The following is a 20,448-nucleotide window of genomic DNA, read 5'->3' as shown; positions in this document are numbered from 1 at the left end:
GCCGCCTTGGGCGCCGGTCTCCGCCGCCCCGGTTCCTTAAAACACTTTCTGGAATTGCACGAAGATCCTGGGCTTGCGATCGCCGCCGTCGGTGACCGGCGCCGAGGTGTTGCGGCGCCACGCCAGCGAGACGTTCACCATGAAATCGCCGGGCCGCGACCAGACCGCGCCGATGCCGAAGCCCTGCATGCTGCGGGTATTGTTGGTGTCCAGGCTGGTGGGCGAATGGAACATCCGGCCCTTGCCCACGTCGTAGAACACATAGGGCGTCAGGTCCTCGGTGGCGGACCAGCGCCACTCGACCACGCCCAGCACCCCCTCGTCCACCAGCAGTTCGCTGGACGGGAAGGCGCGCACGGCGCGGGCGCCGCCCAGCGCCAGCTTCTCGGACGCGTCCAGGTTGCCGTTGGTGAGCTGCCCGCCCAGGGACACGTACAAGGTGTGGCGCGGCAGCACCGATTGCAGGCGCGACACCTGCCAGGTCAGCTTGGTGAATCCGCCGTCCGTGCGGTGGCCCGCCGGCCCCTGGTCCATCGCGCGCGTCAGGTCGTCCTTGATGTCCAGGCGCCCGTGGTAAAGGGTACCGGTGCTGGCCCAATAGCCGCCGCCGAGCAATTCGTCGCGCCGCTCCCAGCTCCAGCCCAGTCCCACGCCGACGATGTTCTTGCGCGCCGAATACGAGAACATGGAAAGATCGTCGCGCAGGTCCTTGTGGTCCACGCCCAGGCGCAGGAACAGATTCTGGCCACGCTGCCGGATCACGGGGTAGTTCAGCGACAGGTCGGCCACCGTCGCCCGGCCCTTGGCGCCCAGTTGCGACCAGGGCTGGCCCAGTTCATAGCGCACCCGCGAGATGCCCGCGCCCAGGCGCAGGCCGTCCGTGCCCAGCGGCGCCTCGTAGCCCAGCCGTCCGAAGTTCAGCGAATTGCCCTCGGACATCATGAGCCGGGCGTCCAGGTTGTCCCCCAGCCCCAGCGGACTGGCCACGCGCATGGTGCCGCCCGCGCGGACCCGGCCCGACTCGCGCGTGCCGTGGTTGTCCGCGTCGAAGGCGAAGGTCACGCGCCGCGCCTGCGTCACCTCGACCACCAGGTCCGTCGTGCCGGGCTCGCCGCCCTCCTGCAGGCCGGACGACACCTTGATGCCGGGCAGGTCGGACAGCAGCAGCATGGCGCGTTCGTAGCTTTGCGCGCTGACCGGCTGGCCCGGCTGCAGCGGCGCGAGGTAGGCGCGGACGCGTCCCTCGGAGATCGGCGCATCCGGCGCGACCTGGATGTCCACCTTGCCCAGGCGCCCCTCGACGACGCTGATCTCGACCCGTCCCTCGCGCACGGTCTGCACCGGCACCAGCGCCTGGGCCAGGAAGTAGCCGCGGCTGCGGTACAGCCCGGTCACGTCCCGCGCCAGCGCTTCCAGGTCGGACAGCGAAACATCGCGCCCCACATACCCGGCCGCCAGCGCCTGCAATTCGTCCGCCGGTATGGCCGCGGCGCCGGTGAAGGTCACCTGCTGCAAGCGGAAGGCCGTCTGCGCGGCTGACGCGGGCGGTTCAGGCAGGCGCTGCGACGGCGCCTGCGCCAGCGGCCCGGGCGTCTGGGCCAGCGCGGCCGAGCATGCCAGCCCCATCGCCGCGGCGGCGATACCTCGGCGATTCCATGTCTTGTCGGCACCCCGCATGCTTCAGCCCTCCACCGTCAGGCGCCAGTTCCCGATCAGGTTGAACGGCGCCCAGAAGAACGGGTGCGCCATCTTGTTGCGCTTGAGGACGGCAAGCTGGCCGGCCTGCATCGCCCGCTGGATGTCGTTGCCCTTGGCCAGTTCGGCGTACAGGGTGCTCATCAACAGCTCCGCGGCGTCGTCGGACACCGGCCACAGCGAGGCGATCAGGCTGGATGACCCGGCGGACAGGAAAGACCGCGTGAACCCCAGCACCTCGTCGCCCTGCGCGATCCGGCCCAGCCCCGACTCGCACGCCGACAGCGTGACCAGGGCCGTGTGGTTCATGTCCAGCCCCAGGATTTCGCGCGCCTCCAGGAAACTCTGCCGGCCGTCCTCGTTGGCCAGCAGGATGCGCGAATAGAGCGGATCCACGGTGTCGGCCTGCGCGTGGGCGGCCACGTGGATCAGGGGCGCGCGGGCGGCGGCTTCCTTGAACTGGGTCTTGGTGGCGGCGGTGCCCATGTAGACGTTCTTCTGCGGGAACAGCCGCGCCAGTTCCTGCACCTCGCGCTCGGCGCCGGGCAGGTCGTACTGGTCCTCGATGCGCGGATTGCCGAACGCGGTCAGCGTGGGCGCGACGCGCGGCGTCCTGCGCGCGAGCTGCACGGCGATGCTCATGGACGGCGCCACCGACATCGCGTGGCTTTCGATCAGGTAGGCGCCGTTCAGGCGCAGCGCCTGGAACGGCAGGTAGTGCAGCGGGCCGTGCGGCACCACGACCAGCCGCTGCCCGGGCGCGATGCCCAGCGGCGCGATCAGCAGTTCGCCCACCCGTGCCGCGCCGTCCACCGCGCCGCGCTTGCCGTTGACGATCAGGTCGCGAAAGGCGTCGACCAGTTTGGCCAGGTCGTCGCGCCCGATCGGGATGGAGACTTCCCGCAGCTCGGATGGCCCGACGACCCAGGCCTGGAGGCGCTCGGGCAGGGCATGGAACTGGATCACCCGTTCGTCGGGCGCCAGGGACTGTTGCAGCCCCGACAGCGACAACGTGGCCATGGCGGCATCCGACACGCTGCCCCGCCCGCGCACCGCGTCCAGCAAGGCCCGGCTGCGGCTGCGCTCGCTCAACTCGAATGCCGCCGAGGCATTGCCCAGGTCGCTGTACAAACCGATCGCGCGCTCGAACACCGACTGCATGTCCGAGAACAGTCCCATCTTGAATTCGTCGCTGCGGAAACGCGCGCGCACCGCGTCCACCCCGTCGAGCGCCTTGCCCAGCGCATCGGCCGCCGCCGGCTTGTTGCCCAGCGCCATCTCGCTGCGCGCCACGCCGTCCCACGCCCACAGCTGGTAGTAGCCGCTGTCGGCGCCGGTCCGTCGCGTCGTGAGCGAGCGGTACAGGTCCGCCGCTTCCTGCGGCCGGTTCTCGGCCAGCAAGACCCGCGCGCGCGTGCGCTGCCACTGCGTGGCCAGGACCGGGTCGGAAGGTTGGGCGGTGGCGTCCAGCACCTGCCGCGCCCGCGCGGCATCGCCGTTCTCGGCCAGCGCGTTGACCAGCGACACGCGCACCAGCGGCGCATAGCGTTCCGAGCTGTTCGCCAGCGCGGTCTCGTAGCTCTTGATCGCCGCGGGGTAGTCGCCACGCCGGACTTCGACGTCGCCCAGCACCTTGTGCACCGGACCCAGCACCTTCTCGGGTTCCTTGGGAGGATGCCGCAGCGCCTCGCGCGCGAAGGACTCCGCCTTGTCCAGGCGGCCCGCATAGCTGTAGGCGATCGCCAGGTCGCGGTTGGCCAGCGCGGCCAGGTTGGGATCGTTGGTGGCCTGGGCCAGGTGCAGCGCCTTGCTGGCGGCGCGCACGCTCTGCCGGAACTCGCCCTGTTCGGCCAGCGCCACCGCCTGGCTGCAATACTGGTAGCCGCTGAGCTTGACCGGATCCTGGGCATACAGGATCGCACCGTCCTGGGTCAGCGCCAGCAGGGTGTCGGCATCGGCCAGCCGCTCCTGCGCGACCTGCCCCACCTCGGCGTCCGGCACGGGCTCCTGGGCCCATGCCGGCGAAAGGGCCAGTCCGAACGACAGCGCGCACACGGCCTTGCGCGCGCCGCTCCAGATCCTCTCCTTCCGCATCGCCCGCCCCATGCTCTCGCGCTCCACGTTCGCAGCGGGTGCGTCCCGCCATGGATATAGGAACGAAGTCTAGGTAGCGTGCGCTAACATGCCTATACGCAATAGGACATAGCGCTAAAGGGGTAAGGCCGCGACATGCATCTGTCACTCGACCTCGACGATCTGATGCTGTTCCAATCCGTGGTGGAAAGCGGCTCGCTCACGTCGGCCGCGCACAAGCTGGGCGTGCCGCGCGCCACGCTCAGCCGCCGCCTGATCGCGCTGGAGAAAAGCTGCGGCGCGATGCTGCTCAAACGCAATACGCGCAAGGTCTCGCCCACCGCCCTGGGCCTGGACCTGCTGCAGGAGTGCGCGGACATCGCGCGCGCCCGCGACAGCATCGCGCGCAAGATCGCGCGCAGCGCCACCAGCATGTCGGGCACGCTGAACGTCGCGATGCCCATCGAGTTCGGCACGGCGTGGCTGGGGCAGGCCATCTCGGAATTCGCCCTGGAACACAACGACCTGCAGATCGTGGTCGACACCACCACGCGGCCCATCGACCTGATCGGCGAAGGCGTGGACATCCTGATCGCCTTCGGCGAGCCCAAGCCGTCGCGGCTGACGGTGCGCAAGCTGGGCGAGATCCGCTACGGGCTCTATTGCAGCCCCGCCTATGAAGCCGGCCTGCCCCAGCCCATATCCCTGGCCACGCTGCCCGCGCTCGACTGGGTGGTGACCGAGCTGCAGTCCGGACAAAGCCTGTGGAACACCGTGCCGTCGGGCGCGGGCCGCTCCGCGCTGGGGCGGGTGCGGGCGCGCGTGAACAGCATCCGCCTGCTGCGCGAGATGGTGGCCTGCGGAACCGGCGTGGGGCTGATCCCCGAGATCCTGGGACGCGACTACGTGCCCGGCGGACGCCTCAAGCGCATCGTTCCCGAGTGGGAGCCCCGCCTGCCGCTCAATGCCTACATCGTCTCGCGCACCAGCGTGCCCCGTGCCACCCGGGCGATGCTCAAATACCTGGCGGATGCCATCCGCAAGTCGCAGGACGCTTAGGGCCTGGTCACGCCAGCGGGAACCCCGCGCAGGCCCCAGGCGCGCCTACGCCTTGCCGAAGTGCCCCGCCATCATGGCCTCGAAGGCGGCCGGATTCTCGAGCTGGGGCAGGTGCCCGGCCCCGGGTATCTCCACCCATTGGGCATGCGGCATCGCCCGCGCCTGCTCGCGCATGGCCGGCACGATGACCCCGTCGGCCTCGCCCGCCGTCAGCGTTGCCCTGACCGGGCTGCGCGCCAGCCCGTCGCGATAGTCGAAGCGGCTGATCGCCCGCGCGCAATGCGCATAGCCTTCCACCGGCGTCTTCAGGATCTGCTCGCGGACCCGCGCGACGAGGGCCGGCTGCTCCGCCAGCGTGGCCGGCGTGAACCAGCGCGCCAGGGTCTCGTCCGCCAGCGCCGCCATGCCGTCGCGCCTGGCGCGCGCGATCCGCTCGTCCCACAGCGCCCCGTAGTTGTCCGGCGTGCTGGACGGCGCATCGCATGCCACCAGGCTGGCCAGCCGCGCGGCATGGCGCGTGGCCAGGTCGAAGCCGATCATGGCGCCCAGCGATACGCCCATGAAATGGAAGCGCGCAAGGCCGAGCGTGTCGGCCAGCCGCGTGATCGCATCGGCCAGGCCGGGCAGCGTCACCTCGCCGGCGACAGGCGCCCGGCCATGGCCCGGCAGGTCGATGGCGACCACCTGGTACGTGCGCGCCAGCCAGGCGGCCTGCCGCGCCCAGCTTTCCCCGTCGGACATGATCGAATGGACCAGCAGCACCGCCTCGCCCGCCGACGGCCCCTGCACCGTGTAGTAAAGGCCCGACCCCGCATCGAACTTGCCCTGCGCGCTCATCACCGCATCTCCCCTGTTGAAGTACCCAGCATCATAGACTCCTGGCGGGCGATCAAGGGTCCCTGCGCTTCCGAGCGGCGCTTGACCTCCAGCCAGCGCGGATCCCGCGCGAACGCGTCCCAGGCCTGGTCGAAATCCACGCACGACCGCCATTTCAGCAGGTAGACGAAGGTGTCGGGCGCCTCGGGCGGCGTCCAGCTTCGTTCCAGCATCAGCCCTTGCTCGGCCAGCAGGGGCGCGGCCGATGACAGGAAGCGGTCGCGCATGGCGGCGAACTTGCCGGGAGCCGCCACGTAGGTCTTCAAGGCATAGACATGGCCGTCCCCCGTCTCGACCGGCAAGGCCGCATCGCTGCCCCATTGCGTCCAGGACCCGTCGTAGACCCTGACGTCGCGTTCGCCCAGCTTGTGCAAGGCCAGGGCCAGCACGCAGGCCGACACGCCGGATCCGCAGGAGCAGACGAAGCGGATGTCCCGCCCCAGCCCGAGCCCATGCGCCCGCATGACCTCGGCCAGCCGGTCGTCAGGCAGGTAGGCATGCGAAACCGGGTCGAGCAGTTGTTCGTAGGGCAGGTTGACGCTGCCCGGGATGTGGCCGGCGCGCAGTCCCGGCCGCGGCTCGGGCGCCAGGCCCTGGAAGCGTTCGGCGCTGCGCGCGTCCACCACCTGGGACGAGGCGTGCGCAGCGGCAACGCGCGTGGCGGCGGTATCGGCCACCGCGTCGTGCTCGCGCATCGCGCTCCAGTCCCCTTCCCGCGCGGGCGCGGCCGGGCCCTGCTCCACCGCGCCGTCGGCGGCCCGCCACGCGGGCAACCCGCCGTCCAGCACCGCCACGCGCTCGTGGCCGTAGCCCCGGAACATCCACCACAGCCGTGGCGCGGTGCGTATGCCGTGAGTGTCGTAGACCACGACCAGATCCCCGGCCTGGATGCCCAGTCCACGCATGACGGCCTCGAACTGCGCCACCGGCGGCAGCATCGTGGGCAGGCCGGACGCCGGATCGCTGATCTCGGCCAGGTCCACGAAGCGCGCGCCCGGTATGTGCGCCGCCTCGAACTCGCGGCGCGCGTCGCGCCGCTCCGCGGGCAGGTGGCTGGTGCAGTCCAGGATGGCCACGCCCGCGCCGCCCGCGATGCGGGCCAGGTCGGAGGCGGCGATCAGTGGTCCGGTCGGCATCGGGGCGGCTTCACGCTCGTTGGCCATGCCTATTCCACCTTGATGCCGGACTCGGCCACGAAACCCTGCCAGCGCTTGATCTCGCCGGCCATGAAGGTCCGGAACTCCTCCGGCGACATGTTCCCCGGCGGGCTGCCCATGGCCTCGAGCTTGTCCTTCATCGCGGGTTCGTTCAGCGTCTTGCGCACCACCGCCGAGATCTTCCGCACGACGGCGGGCGGCGTGCCGGCGGGCGCCAGCAATCCGGTCCAGCCGTCCATGCCGTACCCGGGCACGCCCGACTCCGCGATGGTGGGCAGGTCGGGATTGCGGGGATAGCGCTTGGGACTGGTGATGGCGACCGCGCGCAGCCGGCCGGACTCGATCCAGGGCTGCACGTCGGAATAGTTGGCGAAGGTCATCTGCACGTCGCCGGCCACGGCGGCCGCCACGGCCGGCGCGCCCCCCCGGTAGGGCACGTGCACCATGTCGGTCTTGGTGTCGTACTTGAAGACCTCGCCGGCGAACTGCGTCAGTCCCCCGGCGCCGCCGAAGTTCAGCTTGCCGGGATACTTGCGTGCATACGCAATCACATCGGCCACCGTCTTGACCGGCAGCGAGGGATGCACGGCCAGGATCAGCGGATTGGTGTTGAGCAACGCCACCGGCGCGAAATCGTTCAGCCCGTGGTAGTCCACCTTGTAGATGAACTGGTTCAGGGTCTGGGGCGCGGCCAGGCCCACCAGCAGCGTATAGCCGTCGGGCTTGCTCTTGGCCACGTAGGACGTCGCCAGGCTGCCGCTGGCGCCCGGCTTGTTCTCGACGACGAAGGGCTGGTTGAACGCGGCCTGCAACGCCTCGGCCGTGATGCGCGCCATCTGGTCGGCGATGCCACCCGGCGCGTAGGGCACGATCAGCCGCACGGCATGCCGCGGCCAATCGGTGTCGTCGGCGGCTTGCGACGGCGCGATACAGGCGGCCCATGCCGCGGCGGCCAGGCCGGCGGCTTTCAAGCTTTTCTTCATGATGTGTCTCCTCCGGTGCGCGGCGCGCCCGTTATAGTGGAATGACGGTCAGCACGTCGACGCAGCGCGAATCCAGCACGACCACGCGTTCCCGCAGGCGCGGGCCGTCGCCCTGGGCATGCAGGATGTCCAGGTACTTGCCGACGCCGTACAGCCGGGACTCCCCGCTCTCGAACGTGCGATAGACGCTGAAATTCGACCGCACGCGCCAGATGCCGTCGCCCACCGCGGCCACCCGGCTGGGTCCCAGCACGTGCGTGTAGCAATGCGGCTCGAAGATGTTGGCGGTACGCAGCGCCGCGATGCGATCGCGCAGCATGCCGCGCCCCTCGCAATGGATGATGCCCACGGGCAGCCCGGCCGCCACGTTCTCGCGCGTGGTCAGCCGGTAGGTGCCATCGTCGGTGAAGAAGTCCGGCCAGGACTCCAGTTCGTCGTCGTCCAGCGCGTGGGCATAGTCGGCCATCAGCCGTACGATCGCGGCCTGGACGTCCTCGCGCACGGCGGGGGAAGAAGCAGTACGAAGTGTGGTCTGCATGATCAGCGTTCCGTCAGAATCCCATGATGTCGCGATAGCCGTGCCAGAACCCCCGGACCGAGGCCTCGGTGGCGCGCGACGACTCGTTCGACTCGGCCACGCGGCCGCCCATCTCGATGAACGCCGCGCGCTGGCCCGCCCCCACCGTGCCCCGCTGCACGAACTCGTTGATGCAGCCGTCCTCCAGGGCCACCAGGCCGGCCGCGCCCGTCAGGTTCGACTGCATGATGCGCATCTTCGACTGCTCGGGCGTGTCGCGCTCGTAGCCCAGGAATATCCATTTCAGTTCGGTCCTGTCCACGCCCTGGGGCACGAAGAACCGGATAGCCAGGGAGTTGAGCGTGAACTGGAACACCACGTTGGGAAACACGGTCTGGATGCTGTGGGTGATGCCGTCGTCGAACTCTTCCCAGGCGTCCAGCAGTTCGGGGCCTTCCAGCGCCGATTCGCCGTGCTTGGCGCCGTACTTGGCGGAGTGCACCTCGGCCGTCAGGTACTCCTTGTCGAGATTGAAGGTGGCGCGCTTGGAATAGCTGATGTGGTGCCACTTGCGGTCGGACAGGATGATGCCCCCGTCCATGTCCAGCCGGTTGACCTTGAACGTGGTGTAGAAGGTATGCAGCAGCGTCGCGTGATAGGAATCCCGCACGTTCTCGGCATACAGCTTCCAGTTGTTGTGGATGATCTGGCTGTGGCGGCCCAGCACCTTCAGCGGCCGGCCGAAGTTGCGCTGGATGAAAGCGCTCATGCGCGGGCCCAGGAACTCGTCCAGCGGCGGCGTCTCGTCCGACAGCGTGCCGAACACCAGCCCGCAGAAGGCCTGCACGCGCACCGGCTGCAGCCGGTGCGCCTCGACGTCGAAATCCTCGGGCATGCCGCCCTTGCCGTTGACGCCGTTCTGGAAAGCGATGGACCGCAACCGGCCGTCCAGCCGGTACGACCACGCATGATAGACACAGGTCAGGTTCTTGACCTTGTCCTTGGCCTTCAACGCGACCAGCGCGCCCTTGTGGGCGCAGCGGTTGACCATGGCGTTGACCTGGCCATCGTGGTCACGCGCGACGATCACCGGCGTCTCGCCCATCCAGGACGTGACGACGTCGCCGGGCTCGGGGATGTCCTGTTCGATGCAAAGAAACTGCCAGACCGGGCCGCGGAAGATCCGCCGCTGTTCCCGGTCGTAGACTTCCTGGTCGGAAAAGACCTGGAACGGCACCCGGGTGATGCCTTCGCTGGGCCAGTCGACCAGCGCCTCTCCTGCCTCCATCGTTTTCTCCAATACGCCTCGCGAACTTGGGGCGACGGAGCGATGGTAAGGACTTGCCCGGCCGGGGCATAGCCACATGGCTGGAACTCATCATCCCACTTTTGACGCAAATCACATTCAATTATGGGCGGAATCGACATTCGTGCTCTTTACCCGGTCTTGTTGAATGGAAGAGGGAACCCTCGCCGTATCTCGACCTGCGATCGTCACTCATCACCGTCGGTAGTCCTTGATCGGTGGGGTGGGGCGGCCCGCGGTGGGGCGCATTCGGAGCCGCCGGAGTTGGCGCGGTTGGCGGGGAAGCAAGGGCGTGCATGTTTGAGCGCGGCAGTAGGGACAGTCCGGGGGACTGTCCCCGCGCGAGTTCACGCCCGCCCCGCCAACCGCGCCAACTCCGGGAAGTCCCGCGCAGCGGGACCGGCTACGCTGCGCCCCACCGCGGGCCGCCCCACCCCACCGGTCAAGGACGGTTCAATATCTCAATCCCTGCAGTTGAGGCCAGTCATCATGGATGCCATGAATGGCGATTCAGCCCAGGCTAGCCGATCATCTTCGGCAGCCAGGTCGCGATGCCCGGCAGGAAGAACACCGCGCCCAGCAGCAGCAGACTCATGACCACGTAGGGCACGACCGCGATGAAGATCGTCCCCATGGAGACCGACGGCGGCGCCACGCCGCGCATGGTCATCAGCAGCAGCCCATGCGGCGGCAGCAGGAGGCCGAGCTGCATGCAGATCAGGAACATGACCCCGAACCACACCGGGTCGATGCCCAGCACGCCGACGATGGGCATGAAGATCGGCAGCGTGATCATCATCATGCTGATCTGGTCGACGAAGATGCCCAGGAAGATCAGCATCAGCATCATGCCCAGCACGATCATGCCGGTGGACAGGCCATGGCCGGTGATCGTCTCCACCAGGCCGTTGCTCGCCCCCGAGAACGACAGGATCTGGGCGAAGGTCGTGGCACCCAGGATGATGAACAGGATCATGCCCGAAATGGCGGCCGTTCCCTTGAGCGACTTGACCACGGCTTCCCAGGTCAGGCGCCGGTAGAGCGCGGCCAGCAGCATGGTGGCGAAGGAACCCAGCGCCGCGCACTCGGTAGGCGTGGCCCAACCCGCCGCCAGCGCCCCCACCACGACGCCGAAGATGGACAGCGTGGGCAGCACGTAGGCCACGAACAGGTTCCATCGCGCCCAGCCGGTGCGCCGCTCGCCGGTATCAGACGCCGGCGCCCAGGACGGCGTGATGCGCACGCGCACCACGATCCACAGCACGAAGGCCACCGACAGGATGATCCCCGGCATCACGCCGCCTATCAGCAGCTTGGAGATGGAGATGCCCGACAGCGAACCCAGCAGCACGGTCAGCGCCGACGGCGGGATCAGCATGTCCACGGCGCCGATGGCCATGATGGGGCCGGTCGCGATGCGGGGATGGTAGCCGCGCGACAGCATGACCGGCAGCATCAGCGATCCCAGCATGGCGGTGGTGGCGATGGTCGATCCGGAAATGGCCGAGAACACCGTTCCGGCCACCACCGCGACCACGGCCAGGCGGCCCGGCACGCGCGTGATCAGCCGTTCGATGCCGTCGATCACCTTGAGCGCGAGGCCGGTGTGGAACAGCACCTCGCCCATCAGCACGAACAGCGGAATGGGCGTGAGCGAGAAGGCCGCCACCGAGCTGACGCTATTGCGGGCGAGCTGCATCAGCCCGATCTCGCCTCCCATGTACAGCCACGCGCCGATGATATTGATGGAGATGAAGGTCAGCGCCACGGGCATGCCGATGAACAGCAGCACCGTGGATCCGCCCAGCAGGATCCAGGCCGCGATCTGCCAGCTCATGATGCGCTCACCGCTTCGTTGCGCGGGCCCGCCTCGGCATGCAGCAGGCGGTGCATGCGGAACAGCATTTCCACCGCCAGCAGCAGGAACACCACGGGCAGCGGCGCCAGCATCCACCATTCCGGCGTGACCAGCGTCTTGATGTTCATGGCGCCCGACTGGTAGCTGGCCCAGGCCGACTGGGCGCCATACCAGGCGATCGCCAGGCAGCATCCCAGGCCCAGGACGTCGCCGAGCCATTCCAGCCCCCAGGCCACGCGGCGCGGAATGGCCTGCAGCACGATGTCCACGCGAATGTGCTGGCCCTGGCGCAGCAGCCAGGGCGCCAGGCACAGCGTAAGGAGATACAGCATGGCCTCGGACACCTCGTTGCTCCAGGCCAGGCCGCGGGGCAGGCCGGCGATGGCGAGGTTGCGCAGCAGCACGTCGGCCACGATGATGAGCATCATGGCCAGCAGCAACGCGCATCCCACGGCGGCCAGCGCCGTCAGCAGCCGCCCGTAGGCGGCGGACACGCGCGCGATCATGGACGGCTGCCGGCGGCCGGACGGGACAGCAGCGACTTGAAGCGCGCCGCGACCTCGGGGCTCTGCTTGGCCGCGGTGGCCCAGCCCACTTCGTAGGCCATGTCGCGATAGCGCCTGGCGGTGGCATCGTCGAACTTGATGGTCTGGATGCCGGCCTTGGCCTGCCGCGCGGTTTCTTCCTCGGCGTAGCGGTCCCAGAAGCCGTTCTGCGCTTCCAGGGCCAGCAACTGCTTGTTCAGGTAGGCCAGCTGCGGCGGGGTCAGCTTCTTGTAGGCCGGCAGGTTCATGATCAGCGAGACCTCGGCGTCGTAGAAGCCCGGGTCCACGCGGAACTTGGTCTTCTCCTGCCAGTTCAGGTCGAAGATGCCGCCTATCGGCCAGCCATAGCCATCCACGACGCCGCGCTCGAGCGCGGTGTAGACCTCGCCCGGGGGCGTGGTGATGACGTTGGCGTTCAGGGCCTGGAAGAACTCGCGGTAGACCGGCGTGATGCGGATCTTCATCCCCGTCAGGTCCGGCTTGTCGATCTTCTTGTTGATGTACAGGTGGAAGGGCTGGTGTTCGACCATGCGGGCCAGGTACTGCATGTTGCCCTTCTCGTTCCAGACCTTGTTGATGGCCTCGAACGCGCCGTTCTTGCGCTGCTCGGCGACCGGGACGTCGCTGAGCTTCAGGAAGTCGGCCTCGGGCAGCACGTTGGTGTAGAAGGCGCCGGTGTTCAGCGCGATGTCCACCACGCCGGTCTTGACCGCGTTGCCCACCTCGAACGGGGGCATGGTCTTGGGGCCGCCCAGGAAGTTGAGCTGCAGCACCCCCTTGCCTTCCTCGTTGAACTTCTTGACCCATGCCTGCAGGTGCTGCACGTAGATGCCGTTCTCGGGAAAGGCCGAGATCAGCCGCAGCGTCGCCTGCTGGGCCTGGACGGGGCCGGCGGACATGGCCGCGCAGGCCAGGAAAGCGGCGGCTGCCTTGACGAGCGGAAATTTCATGCGTTGTCTCCTGTCTTTTCTTGTACCTACGAAGTGCTGCGTGATGGCGCCGCCTCATCCTAGACGGTCGCGAGTTTTTCCTCCAGCGCGCGGCCGCTGTCGTCCGACAGGGCCGCCTTGACCAGCGCCCGCAGGCGCGGGGGGCCGTCGTCGGCCTGCCGCAGCGCCGGCAACACCGACATGATGCGCTGGAAATTGCCCCAGCCGCGCACGTGGGTGTCGCCGTAGCCCTTGATCAGCCGCTGCGCGCGCGCCACTTCCACGGCCAGCGCCGGCTGCCCGGCCGCCAGCGAGACGATGGCCTCCATCCACCGATCCATGCGCTCGCGCTCGACCCGATAGCGCAGCGACGCCCGGCGCATGCCGCGCAGCCCCGCCACCGCGTACAGCAGCAGGAAACCGCGCAGCGAACTGGTGCGCACCACCCGGCCCTTGCGCGTGAACGGCCCGATGCAGGCCCGCGCGAAGGCGCTGCGCATCATCCACCGTCCCAGCCAGGCGGGCATGGCGTCGGCCAGTTCCTCGAGCCGGGGGTGCATGAATTCATTGATCTCCAGTTGCTGCGCCGGCGTCAGCCGCACCTCGGCGGCCACGCGGGCGAAGCGCGCGCCGCGCGTCTTCAGGTCCGCCACCCGCGCCACGTCCTCGTAGGTCATCCACAAGGCCAGGTGGCGCGCCGTCTCGGACAATACCTCCATGCTGGCGGCGCCGCGATCCGGCAGCGCGGACAGCAGCGGGACCAGCCGGTCCAGGTACTCGCCGGCATAGGCCACGTCCTGGTAGTCGGCCGCGCGGACCAGGCCGGCGCGCAGCACCGCGTGGCACTCGGCCGGGAATTCACGCGCCATCCGCTCTTCCAGGGACGCCAGCCGGGGGCCGACGGCAGCGGGCAGCCGGCCGGGGGCCGCGAATGCCTCCGCCGGCGAAGCCGCCGCCGGCACCTCGCGCCGCACGGTGGTCTCGTGCAGCACCGTCTCCTGGCCGGCCATGGCGGCGTCGAAGCCCGCGGCGAAGGCCTCCAGGCTGGCCTTCACCCCCACGCCCCCGCGGCGGATGGCATCCTCGAACCGTTCGCGCCCGAAGGGCAGCGCGCCCGTCGCCGCCAGCGCCCCGTACAGCGCCGGACTGATGGGACTGCCGGCGTCCTCGGCGATCCGGCTGAAGTCGGCGGCCACGAAACGCCGCGCCGCCACCCGTCCGCCTTCCAGCAGCGCGGCCGAATCGACCCGGTCGTCGCCCATCGCCGTGCGCTCCGTCATGGAATACACCCGGTGGGTGGACGCGATCAGCGTGGTGCGGTCGTCCGCCACCAGGCCCCGCTGCAAGGCGCGGCCCGCCTCCATCAGCTCGGAGGCGATGACCACGTCGACCTCGCCGGGCACCGGCCCCAGCGCCATGACCGGCGCCTTGCCCGGCGGCACGTCCGCCTCGCGGAACATCTCGATGTAGTACACCGTCGCGCCCGTGCGCTGGGCCACGCCCGGCACCGAGGTGGTCTGGGCCAGGTAACCGTTGTGCTCGGCCAGGTCCACCAGCCAGTCGGCCAGCACCCCGCCGCCCTCGCCGCCCATGGCCAGCACCGCGATGGTCAGCGCGCGCGGCGCGCCTGTCTCGTTGCCGATGCTCATGCCGCCAATCCCTCCAGCCGACGGTCGATGCGGCGCTGCAAGGCGCCGATGACGGCCTTCCTGACGCGCGCCTTGAATTTGTCCCAGCGCCCCGGGTTGTTGATGATCTCGGCCCGGTAGAACGATGGGCACAGCACCGCCGCGTGCGACACCTCGCCGCACAGTCCGCAGCCCACGCAACTGTCCACCACCGCCGCGACCGGATCGGTGCGCAGCGGATCCGGATTGTCCCGTATGGTCAGCGAGGGGCAACCGGACAGGCGGATACAGGAATGGTCGCCGGTGCACGTATCGGGATCCACGCCGAAGCGCTCGCGCACGACCCGCCGGCCTTCGCCTATGGCCTTGCGCATGAGCGGACGCACGCGGCGCTGCTTGTTCAGCATGCATTCGCTTTGCGCCACCACCACCTTCGGCCCCTTCTCGCGCGTGGTCAGCGCCTCGCGCAGCGTGTCGCGCATCTGCGCCACGCTGTAGGTGCGCGTCACCGTCCGCACCCACTTCACGCCCACCCCGCGCACGGCGTTCTCGATGGGGTTGTTGGTGCTGCGTATGGGGTTCTCGGCCTTGGACGACAGCACGTCCTGTCCGCCGGTGGCGGCCGAATAGCCGTTGTCCACCACCAGCAGCACGTTGTCGGTCTCGTTGAACACGGCGTTGCCCACGCCGCTGGTCAGGCCGTTGTGCCAGAACCCGCCGTCGCCCATGATGGAGATGGTGCGGCGGGAAGTCTCGCGCGTGTTCAGCGCCGAGGCGCCGGCCCACCCCAGGCCGTAGCCCATGGTGGTGGCGCCCAGGTTGAAGGGCGGCAGCACCGAGAACAGATGGCAGCCGATGTCGCAGCTGATGTGGTGCCGGCCCAGTTCGCGCTCGACCAGCTTGATGGCGGTGAAGATGGGCCGTTCCGGACAGCCGGTGCAGAACGACGGCGGCCGGCCCTGGACCTGGTCGGAAGCACGCTGGATGGCGAAGGCCTTGGGATTGTCCGGCATGCGCGCGGGCGAGGCCGGCCGCGCGGCGCGAGGCAGCGTCCGCCCTTCGAGCAGGCCGGGCTCGTAGCGGCGCACATACTCCGCCAATCCCTTGAGCAACACGCCGCCGGTGTATTCGCCCGCCATCGGCAGCACGTCCTTGCCATGGACGCGCGTGTTCAGGTCGGCACGCCGCAGGATGGCGTGCACCGCCTGCTCGATGTAGTCGGGCTGCCCTTCTTCCACGATCAGGATGCTGCGCTTGCCGGCGCAGAAGCGGACGAACTCCTCGTCCACCAGGGGATAGGTCACGTTCAGCACGTACAGGGGAATCCGCGACTGGCCGAAGGCATCGGCCAGCCCCAGCAGCTCCAGCGCGCGCAGCACGCCGTTGTACATGCCTCCCTGCATGACGATGCCGATGTCCCGGTCGTCGGCGCCGAAGAACTCGTTCATGCCGTGCTGGACGATGTAGCGCACCGCCGCCGGCCAGCGCTTGGCCACCTTTTCCTGTTCGTGCAGGTAGGAGGCCGGCGGCAGCACGATGCGGTTGACGTCGCGCTCGGGATTCTCGATGGCGTCCTTGAGCGTGAACGCCGGCCGCTTGTTGGCCCGCGTGGTGAAGCGGCCATGCACGTGGCAGGCGCGGATGCGCAGCTGCAGCATGACCGGCGTATTGCTGGCCTCGGACAGCTCGAAGCCCCGCTCCACCGCGCCCACCATGCTTTCCAGGTTGGGGCGGGGGTCCAGCAGCCAGACCTGCGATTTCATCGCGAAGGCATGCGAGCGCTCCTGCATGATGCTGGAGCCTTCGCCGTAGTCCTCGCCCACGATCAGCAGCGCGCCGCCGGTCACGCCGCCCGAGGCCAGGTTGGCCAGCGCGTCCGAGGCCACGTTGGTGCCCACGGTGGACTTGAAGGTGACGGCGCCGCGCAGCGGATAGTTGACCGAGGCCGCCAGGGTGGCGGTGGCCGTCGCCTCGGAGGCGCTGTGCTCGAAGTGCACGCCCAGCTCTTCCAGGATGTCGTTCGCGTCGGTCAGCACATCCATCAGGTGCGAGATCGGCGCTCCCTGGTATCCCGCCACGTACGACACGCCGGACTGCAGCAGGGCCTTGGTCACCGCCAGGATCCCCTCGCCGCGGAACTCCTCGCCCTCTCCCAGCTTCAGCTTGCCGACCTCGTTCGTGAACGAACGCTCCGCCATGGTCCCGTTCTCCTCTGCCTGGTGTCAGCGCATCATTCTTCTCCAGCGGCGGGCCGTGGGCTAATGGTTTATTCGTATATCCCACATTTGTTTTGTGAATACCCCGGATAATCCCTATAAGGATCATCCATGAATATCGGCCCGGCCTGTCTTGATTCCCTACATTTTCCGGTATTGATAAATCCATCCTTTGCTGCCAGCATGACAGCTGCGGTTTTGCTGCAAGGAGCGTGCTGTGAAGCAAGATCCTGCCTGGAACCCGACGGCCCGCGCGGACTCCACCGGAGCCGGCATGTCCCGCCGTGGCTTCCTGAAGGCCATCGCGGTGGGCGGCGTCACGGTGTGGATCGCCCCCCTGTACAGCGCCGCCTTCGGCGCCCTGTTCGAGGAACGCATCTTCCGCGGTCCCGAATGGAACCGGGCCAGCGGCCGCACCCGCTTCCGGGTCGACGGCCACGAGAAGGTGGTCGGCGGCAAGGTCTTCGCCCGCGACATCCGCGCCGCCGACATGCCGCACTGGCCCAAGCAGCAGTCCCACGCGCTGATCCTTCGCGCCACGCTGGCCGACCGGCTCTACGAGGGTTTCGACCTCGCGCCGCTGGGCGATGACCTCAAGCCCGACCGCGTCGTCACGGCCGAGGATCTGGCCCGCGACAAGCTCGCCTTCCCCAGCTTCTACGGCGACGACATGCTGCTGCCCGCCGGCAAGACGCCGGCCTACCTGGGACACGCGGTCGCCATCCTGATCTTCCACGACTTCGCGCGCTACCAGCTCGCCCGCGGCCGGCTGCGCGCCGCCCGCGACGTCATCCGCTACGGCGCGACCACGGGGCCGCTCGACCGCGAGCCCTGGGGCGTGTTCCGCTACGTGCGCGTGGGCGGCGCCTCGCCCGACGACGAAGATGCTTATTCCAGCCTGAAAGACAGCCCGCTCTTCCCCACGGAAAAGAAGACACTGATCTGGCCCTCCACCAAGGCCGAGGACAGCATCGACGCGCAGGGCATGCGCGCGGCCGAGCAGATCGGCGCGGAACTGGCCTCGCCGCCCGCCGACTGGCTGGTCATGAAACGACGCTACACCACGCAGTCCATCGACACCGCCGCGCTCGAGCCCGACAACGCGAACTGCTGGTATGACCCGGCCACCCGTTCCCTGCACATGGTGCTGGCCACGCAATCGCCGCAGGAAGTGGCCGAGGCCGCCGCCAAGATGGTGGCCGACAGCGGCTTCCCGCTGGAACACCTGTTCGTGCACCCCTGCTACACGGTCGGGTACGGCTCCAAGGACCATTGCAACGTGCCGTTCTACGGCCTGGTCGCCGCGCTGTACGGCGACGGCCATCCGGTGCGCTTCGCGGTCGACCGCTTCGAGCACTTCCAGACCTCGCTCAAGCGCCACGCCTTCGACATGCAGTACACCATGGCGGTGGACCGCAAGACCGGCAAGCTCCAGTCCTTCCAGGGCACGCTGACCGGCAACGGCGGCGGACGCGCGAACTTCTCGCCCTCGGTGGTCATGGTGGCGGCCACCGCCGCGCAGTCGGTGTACTACTTCCCCAAGAACGACCTGATCGCCGTGGCCGAGGCCACGCGGGCCATCGACGCGGGCTCGGCGCGTGGCTACGGCACGCTGCAAAGCATGGCCGCCACCGAGATGATGATCGACGAGATGGCGGCGGAACTCGGGCTCGATCCGATCGAGTTCCGTATCCGCAACGCACTGCTGTCGGGCATGAAGAACACCCAGGGCGCCATCGCCGGCGGCGCCCTGCGGGTGGACGAGGTGCTCGAGCGCGCGCGCCGCCATCCGTTGTGGGCCGAACGGGCGCAGCGCAAGCTCGACTACGAGGCCGCCCATCCGAACGAACGCTATGGCGTGGGCTTCGCCTGCGTGCAGAAGGACTTCGGCACCGGCGGCGAGGCCGCCTTCGTGCGCGTGGAGCTGACAAGCGAAGGCCGCATCGTGCTGCACCATACCGGCGTCGAGATCGGCACCGGCATGAGCACCTCGCAGGCCGTGATGTGCGCCGAATGGTTCGGCCGCCCCGCCGACGAAGTGCGCACCGCCGTTACCGACTGGTCCGACCTGCCCATGGTCGGCAACGTCGATACCTACACGGTCAAGCAGGAGGAACAGGACCGGCTGGCCGCCGATCCGATGTGGACGCCGGTCCACGCCTCGCCCTCCAGCGCCAGCAACTCCGTCTACTTCTTCGGGCACGCCACGAAGGAAACGGCCCGTGTCGTGTTCGAGCACGGACTGTGGCCGGCGGCGATGGCCATCTGGACCCGCGGCGCGGGTGGCGGCCAGGCCGCGCCCCTGGTCGTGCGGCGCGAGGACGCGCGCTGGACCGAACGCGGCCTGACCGCGAACGGCCTGGAACCGCTGCCGCTCGAGCGCCTGGTCAAGGCCGCCTACGAGGCCAACCTGGTGACCGCCGCCGTGGGCCATACCTTCAACCGCTGGCAATGGGCCGAGGCCGACTTCGACGTAGGCGGCACGACCGTCCGGCGCCCGCTCGACGGCCTGGCCGTGCGCTACGGCGACGGCGGCCGCTCGGCCAGGCCCTACGACGTCGTCAGGCGGGCCAACGTCTTCTATCCGCCGGCCCAGCGCAACAACGCCGGCGTCACCTACTACAGCGCCAATGCCGCCCTGGCCGAGCTGGCCGTCAACCCGACCAGCGGCAAGGTGCGGCTGCTGTCGCACCACTCGGTGCTCGAATGCGGCAAGCCGGTGGTCGAGGAACTGGTGTCGGGGCAATTGCAGGGCGGCATCGCGATGGGCATCGGCCACGCGCTGCACGAGTACCTGCCGCTGTACGAGGACGGCCCCGGCAACGGCACCTGGAACTTCGACCGCTACCACCTGCCGCGCGCGCACGACGTGGCCGTCTGGAGCCAGACCGGCGACATCCTGCCGCCCATCTCCGACACCGATCCGCCCAAGGGCATCGCGGAAGTCGTCATGATCCCCATCGTCGCCGCCATCGTGAACGGCATCGCGCATGCCATCGGCCACCGCTTCACCGACCTGCCGGTCACGCCGGAGAAAATACGGGAGGTCCTGGAATCATGACGATCACGACCTCGCCCCTGACGCTGACCATCAACGGCAAGCAAGTCGGGCCCATGGACGTGCCCGACACCTTGATGATGGTCGACTTCCTGCACGAGTACCTGGGCCTGACCGGATCGCGCTTCGGCTGCGGCATCGGCGTCTGCCATGCCTGTACGGTGCTGTTGGACGGTCCGGACGGCACCGAGGAGATCCGTACCTGCATCACCGGTGCCCACTACTTCAACGGCAAGCGTATCCGGACCATAGAAGGCCTGGCCGAGCGCGACGATAAGCGGAAGATCATCGCCATCACCCCGATCCAGCAGGCCTACCTGGACCACTACAGCTTCCAGTGCGGCTACTGCACGCCCGGCTTCGTCATCGGCGCGACCGCGCTGATGGAACGACTCAAGGCCCACCCCGTGCGCGCCGACCAGCTGGAAGACACGATCACCGAGCACCTGGGCCGCCACATCTGCCGCTGCACCGGCTACGTACGCTACTTCGAGGCGGCCAAGGCGGTGATCCTCGCCACCCCCGGCCTCGTCCTCAAGGAGAACTGA

15 protein-coding genes are annotated in these 20,448 nt (G+C 68.8%); 3 read left to right on the top strand and 12 right to left on the bottom strand.

Annotated elements, in window-relative coordinates; translation table 11 throughout:
• Positions 1-36: 36 nt before the first annotated feature.
• Both ABD104_RS15755 and ABD104_RS15750 read right to left on the bottom strand, forming a co-directional pair.
• Positions 37-1,677 (bottom strand): ShlB/FhaC/HecB family hemolysin secretion/activation protein, encoded by a 1,641-nt coding sequence (locus ABD104_RS15755; RefSeq protein WP_343927798.1) that lies wholly within the window; start codon positions 1,675-1,677, stop codon positions 37-39.
• Between the two features lie 3 nt (positions 1,678-1,680).
• The gene (locus ABD104_RS15750) at positions 1,681-3,789 is read right to left on the bottom strand and encodes a CHAT domain-containing protein (RefSeq protein WP_343927797.1); all 2,109 of its coding nucleotides are present in this window, start codon (positions 3,787-3,789) and stop codon (positions 1,681-1,683) included.
• A gap of 135 nt (positions 3,790-3,924) precedes the next feature.
• Here ABD104_RS15750 and ABD104_RS15745 point away from each other — a divergent pair, with 135 nt between their 5' ends.
• A complete protein-coding gene (locus ABD104_RS15745; protein ID WP_087837645.1) occupies positions 3,925-4,827 on the top strand; it encodes a LysR family transcriptional regulator in 903 nt (300 codons plus the stop codon).
• A 45-nt stretch (positions 4,828-4,872) separates the two neighbouring features.
• Here ABD104_RS15745 and ABD104_RS15740 read toward each other — a convergent pair whose 3' ends face one another.
• From ABD104_RS15740 to ABD104_RS15695, 10 genes are all read right to left on the bottom strand, one after another.
• Complete coding sequence (locus tag ABD104_RS15740) at positions 4,873-5,664, bottom strand: alpha/beta fold hydrolase (protein WP_087837644.1); 792 nt, start codon at positions 5,662-5,664, stop codon at positions 4,873-4,875.
• A complete protein-coding gene (locus ABD104_RS15735) occupies positions 5,664-6,866 on the bottom strand; it encodes a sulfurtransferase (RefSeq protein WP_343927796.1) in 1,203 nt (400 codons plus the stop codon). The genes ABD104_RS15740 and ABD104_RS15735 overlap by 1 nt, the downstream gene beginning before the upstream one ends.
• Positions 6,867-6,868: 2 nt before the next feature.
• On the bottom strand, positions 6,869-7,843 hold the full coding sequence (locus ABD104_RS15730) for a Bug family tripartite tricarboxylate transporter substrate binding protein (protein WP_132979023.1): 975 nt from the start codon (positions 7,841-7,843) through the stop codon (positions 6,869-6,871).
• A gap of 31 nt (positions 7,844-7,874) precedes the next feature.
• Positions 7,875-8,381, bottom strand: a complete 507-nt coding sequence (locus ABD104_RS15725; protein ID WP_343927795.1) for an aromatic-ring-hydroxylating dioxygenase subunit beta — start codon at positions 8,379-8,381, stop codon at positions 7,875-7,877.
• Between the two features lie 13 nt (positions 8,382-8,394).
• Positions 8,395-9,648 (bottom strand): aromatic ring-hydroxylating oxygenase subunit alpha, encoded by a 1,254-nt coding sequence (locus ABD104_RS15720; RefSeq protein ID WP_343927794.1) that lies wholly within the window; start codon positions 9,646-9,648, stop codon positions 8,395-8,397.
• 538 nt (positions 9,649-10,186) lie between these two features.
• A complete protein-coding gene (locus ABD104_RS15715; RefSeq protein WP_087837639.1) occupies positions 10,187-11,503 on the bottom strand; it encodes a TRAP transporter large permease in 1,317 nt (438 codons plus the stop codon).
• Entirely contained in the window at positions 11,500-12,030 is a 531-nt protein-coding gene (locus ABD104_RS15710; protein WP_243724374.1) for a TRAP transporter small permease, read from the bottom strand. The genes ABD104_RS15715 and ABD104_RS15710 overlap by 4 nt, the downstream gene beginning before the upstream one ends.
• The gene (gene dctP, locus ABD104_RS15705; RefSeq protein WP_087837638.1) at positions 12,027-13,019 is read right to left on the bottom strand and encodes a TRAP transporter substrate-binding protein DctP; all 993 of its coding nucleotides are present in this window, start codon (positions 13,017-13,019) and stop codon (positions 12,027-12,029) included. The genes ABD104_RS15710 and dctP overlap by 4 nt, the downstream gene beginning before the upstream one ends.
• Positions 13,020-13,078: 59 nt before the next feature.
• Entirely contained in the window at positions 13,079-14,647 is a 1,569-nt protein-coding gene (locus ABD104_RS15700; protein ID WP_343927793.1) for an indolepyruvate oxidoreductase subunit beta family protein, read from the bottom strand.
• Complete coding sequence (locus ABD104_RS15695; protein ID WP_087837636.1) at positions 14,644-16,824, bottom strand: thiamine pyrophosphate-dependent enzyme; 2,181 nt, start codon at positions 16,822-16,824, stop codon at positions 14,644-14,646. Before ABD104_RS15695 ends, ABD104_RS15700 begins: the two co-directional genes overlap by 4 nt.
• A 292-nt stretch (positions 16,825-17,116) precedes the next feature.
• On the opposite strand from ABD104_RS15695, the gene ABD104_RS15690 reads away from it, so the two are divergent.
• Together ABD104_RS15690 and ABD104_RS15685 are read left to right on the top strand one after the other, a co-directional pair.
• Positions 17,117-19,903 (top strand): xanthine dehydrogenase family protein molybdopterin-binding subunit, encoded by a 2,787-nt coding sequence (locus ABD104_RS15690; protein WP_132979153.1) that lies wholly within the window; start codon positions 17,117-17,119, stop codon positions 19,901-19,903.
• Entirely contained in the window at positions 19,900-20,448 is a 549-nt protein-coding gene (locus ABD104_RS15685; protein ID WP_087837635.1) for a (2Fe-2S)-binding protein, read from the top strand. The genes ABD104_RS15690 and ABD104_RS15685 overlap by 4 nt, the downstream gene beginning before the upstream one ends.

The organism is Pigmentiphaga daeguensis (genome assembly GCF_039523035.1).
In the GTDB taxonomy this organism is placed as follows: Bacteria; Pseudomonadota; Gammaproteobacteria; order Burkholderiales; family Burkholderiaceae_B; genus Pigmentiphaga; species Pigmentiphaga daeguensis.
Note: the sequence above shows the minus strand (reverse complement) of the source record. Positions and strands in the feature narration are given on the sequence as shown.

Excerpts from the sequence above, each read along its gene's own strand:
- ABD104_RS15725 (WP_343927795.1), bottom strand. The coding sequence starts at position 8,381 with ATGCAGACCACACTTCGTACTGCTTCTTCCCCCGCCGTGCGCGAGGAC.
- ABD104_RS15690 (WP_132979153.1), top strand. The coding sequence starts at position 17,117 with ATGTCCCGCCGTGGCTTCCTGAAGGCCATCGCGGTGGGCGGCGTCACG.
- ABD104_RS15750 (WP_343927797.1), bottom strand. The coding sequence starts at position 3,789 with ATGCGGAAGGAGAGGATCTGGAGCGGCGCGCGCAAGGCCGTGTGCGCG.
- ABD104_RS15700 (WP_343927793.1), bottom strand. The coding sequence starts at position 14,647 with ATGAGCATCGGCAACGAGACAGGCGCGCCGCGCGCGCTGACCATCGCG.
- ABD104_RS15710 (WP_243724374.1), bottom strand. The coding sequence starts at position 12,030 with ATGATCGCGCGCGTGTCCGCCGCCTACGGGCGGCTGCTGACGGCGCTG.
- ABD104_RS15735 (WP_343927796.1), bottom strand. The coding sequence starts at position 6,866 with ATGGCCAACGAGCGTGAAGCCGCCCCGATGCCGACCGGACCACTGATC.
- ABD104_RS15715 (WP_087837639.1), bottom strand. The coding sequence starts at position 11,503 with ATGAGCTGGCAGATCGCGGCCTGGATCCTGCTGGGCGGATCCACGGTG.
- ABD104_RS15740 (WP_087837644.1), bottom strand. The coding sequence starts at position 5,664 with ATGAGCGCGCAGGGCAAGTTCGATGCGGGGTCGGGCCTTTACTACACG.
- ABD104_RS15730 (WP_132979023.1), bottom strand. The coding sequence starts at position 7,843 with ATGAAGAAAAGCTTGAAAGCCGCCGGCCTGGCCGCCGCGGCATGGGCC.
- ABD104_RS15720 (WP_343927794.1), bottom strand. The coding sequence starts at position 9,648 with ATGGAGGCAGGAGAGGCGCTGGTCGACTGGCCCAGCGAAGGCATCACC.
- dctP (WP_087837638.1), bottom strand. The coding sequence starts at position 13,019 with ATGAAATTTCCGCTCGTCAAGGCAGCCGCCGCTTTCCTGGCCTGCGCG.
- ABD104_RS15745 (WP_087837645.1), top strand. The coding sequence starts at position 3,925 with ATGCATCTGTCACTCGACCTCGACGATCTGATGCTGTTCCAATCCGTG.
- ABD104_RS15685 (WP_087837635.1), top strand. The coding sequence starts at position 19,900 with ATGACGATCACGACCTCGCCCCTGACGCTGACCATCAACGGCAAGCAA.
- ABD104_RS15755 (WP_343927798.1), bottom strand. The coding sequence starts at position 1,677 with ATGCGGGGTGCCGACAAGACATGGAATCGCCGAGGTATCGCCGCCGCG.
- ABD104_RS15695 (WP_087837636.1), bottom strand. The coding sequence starts at position 16,824 with ATGGCGGAGCGTTCGTTCACGAACGAGGTCGGCAAGCTGAAGCTGGGA.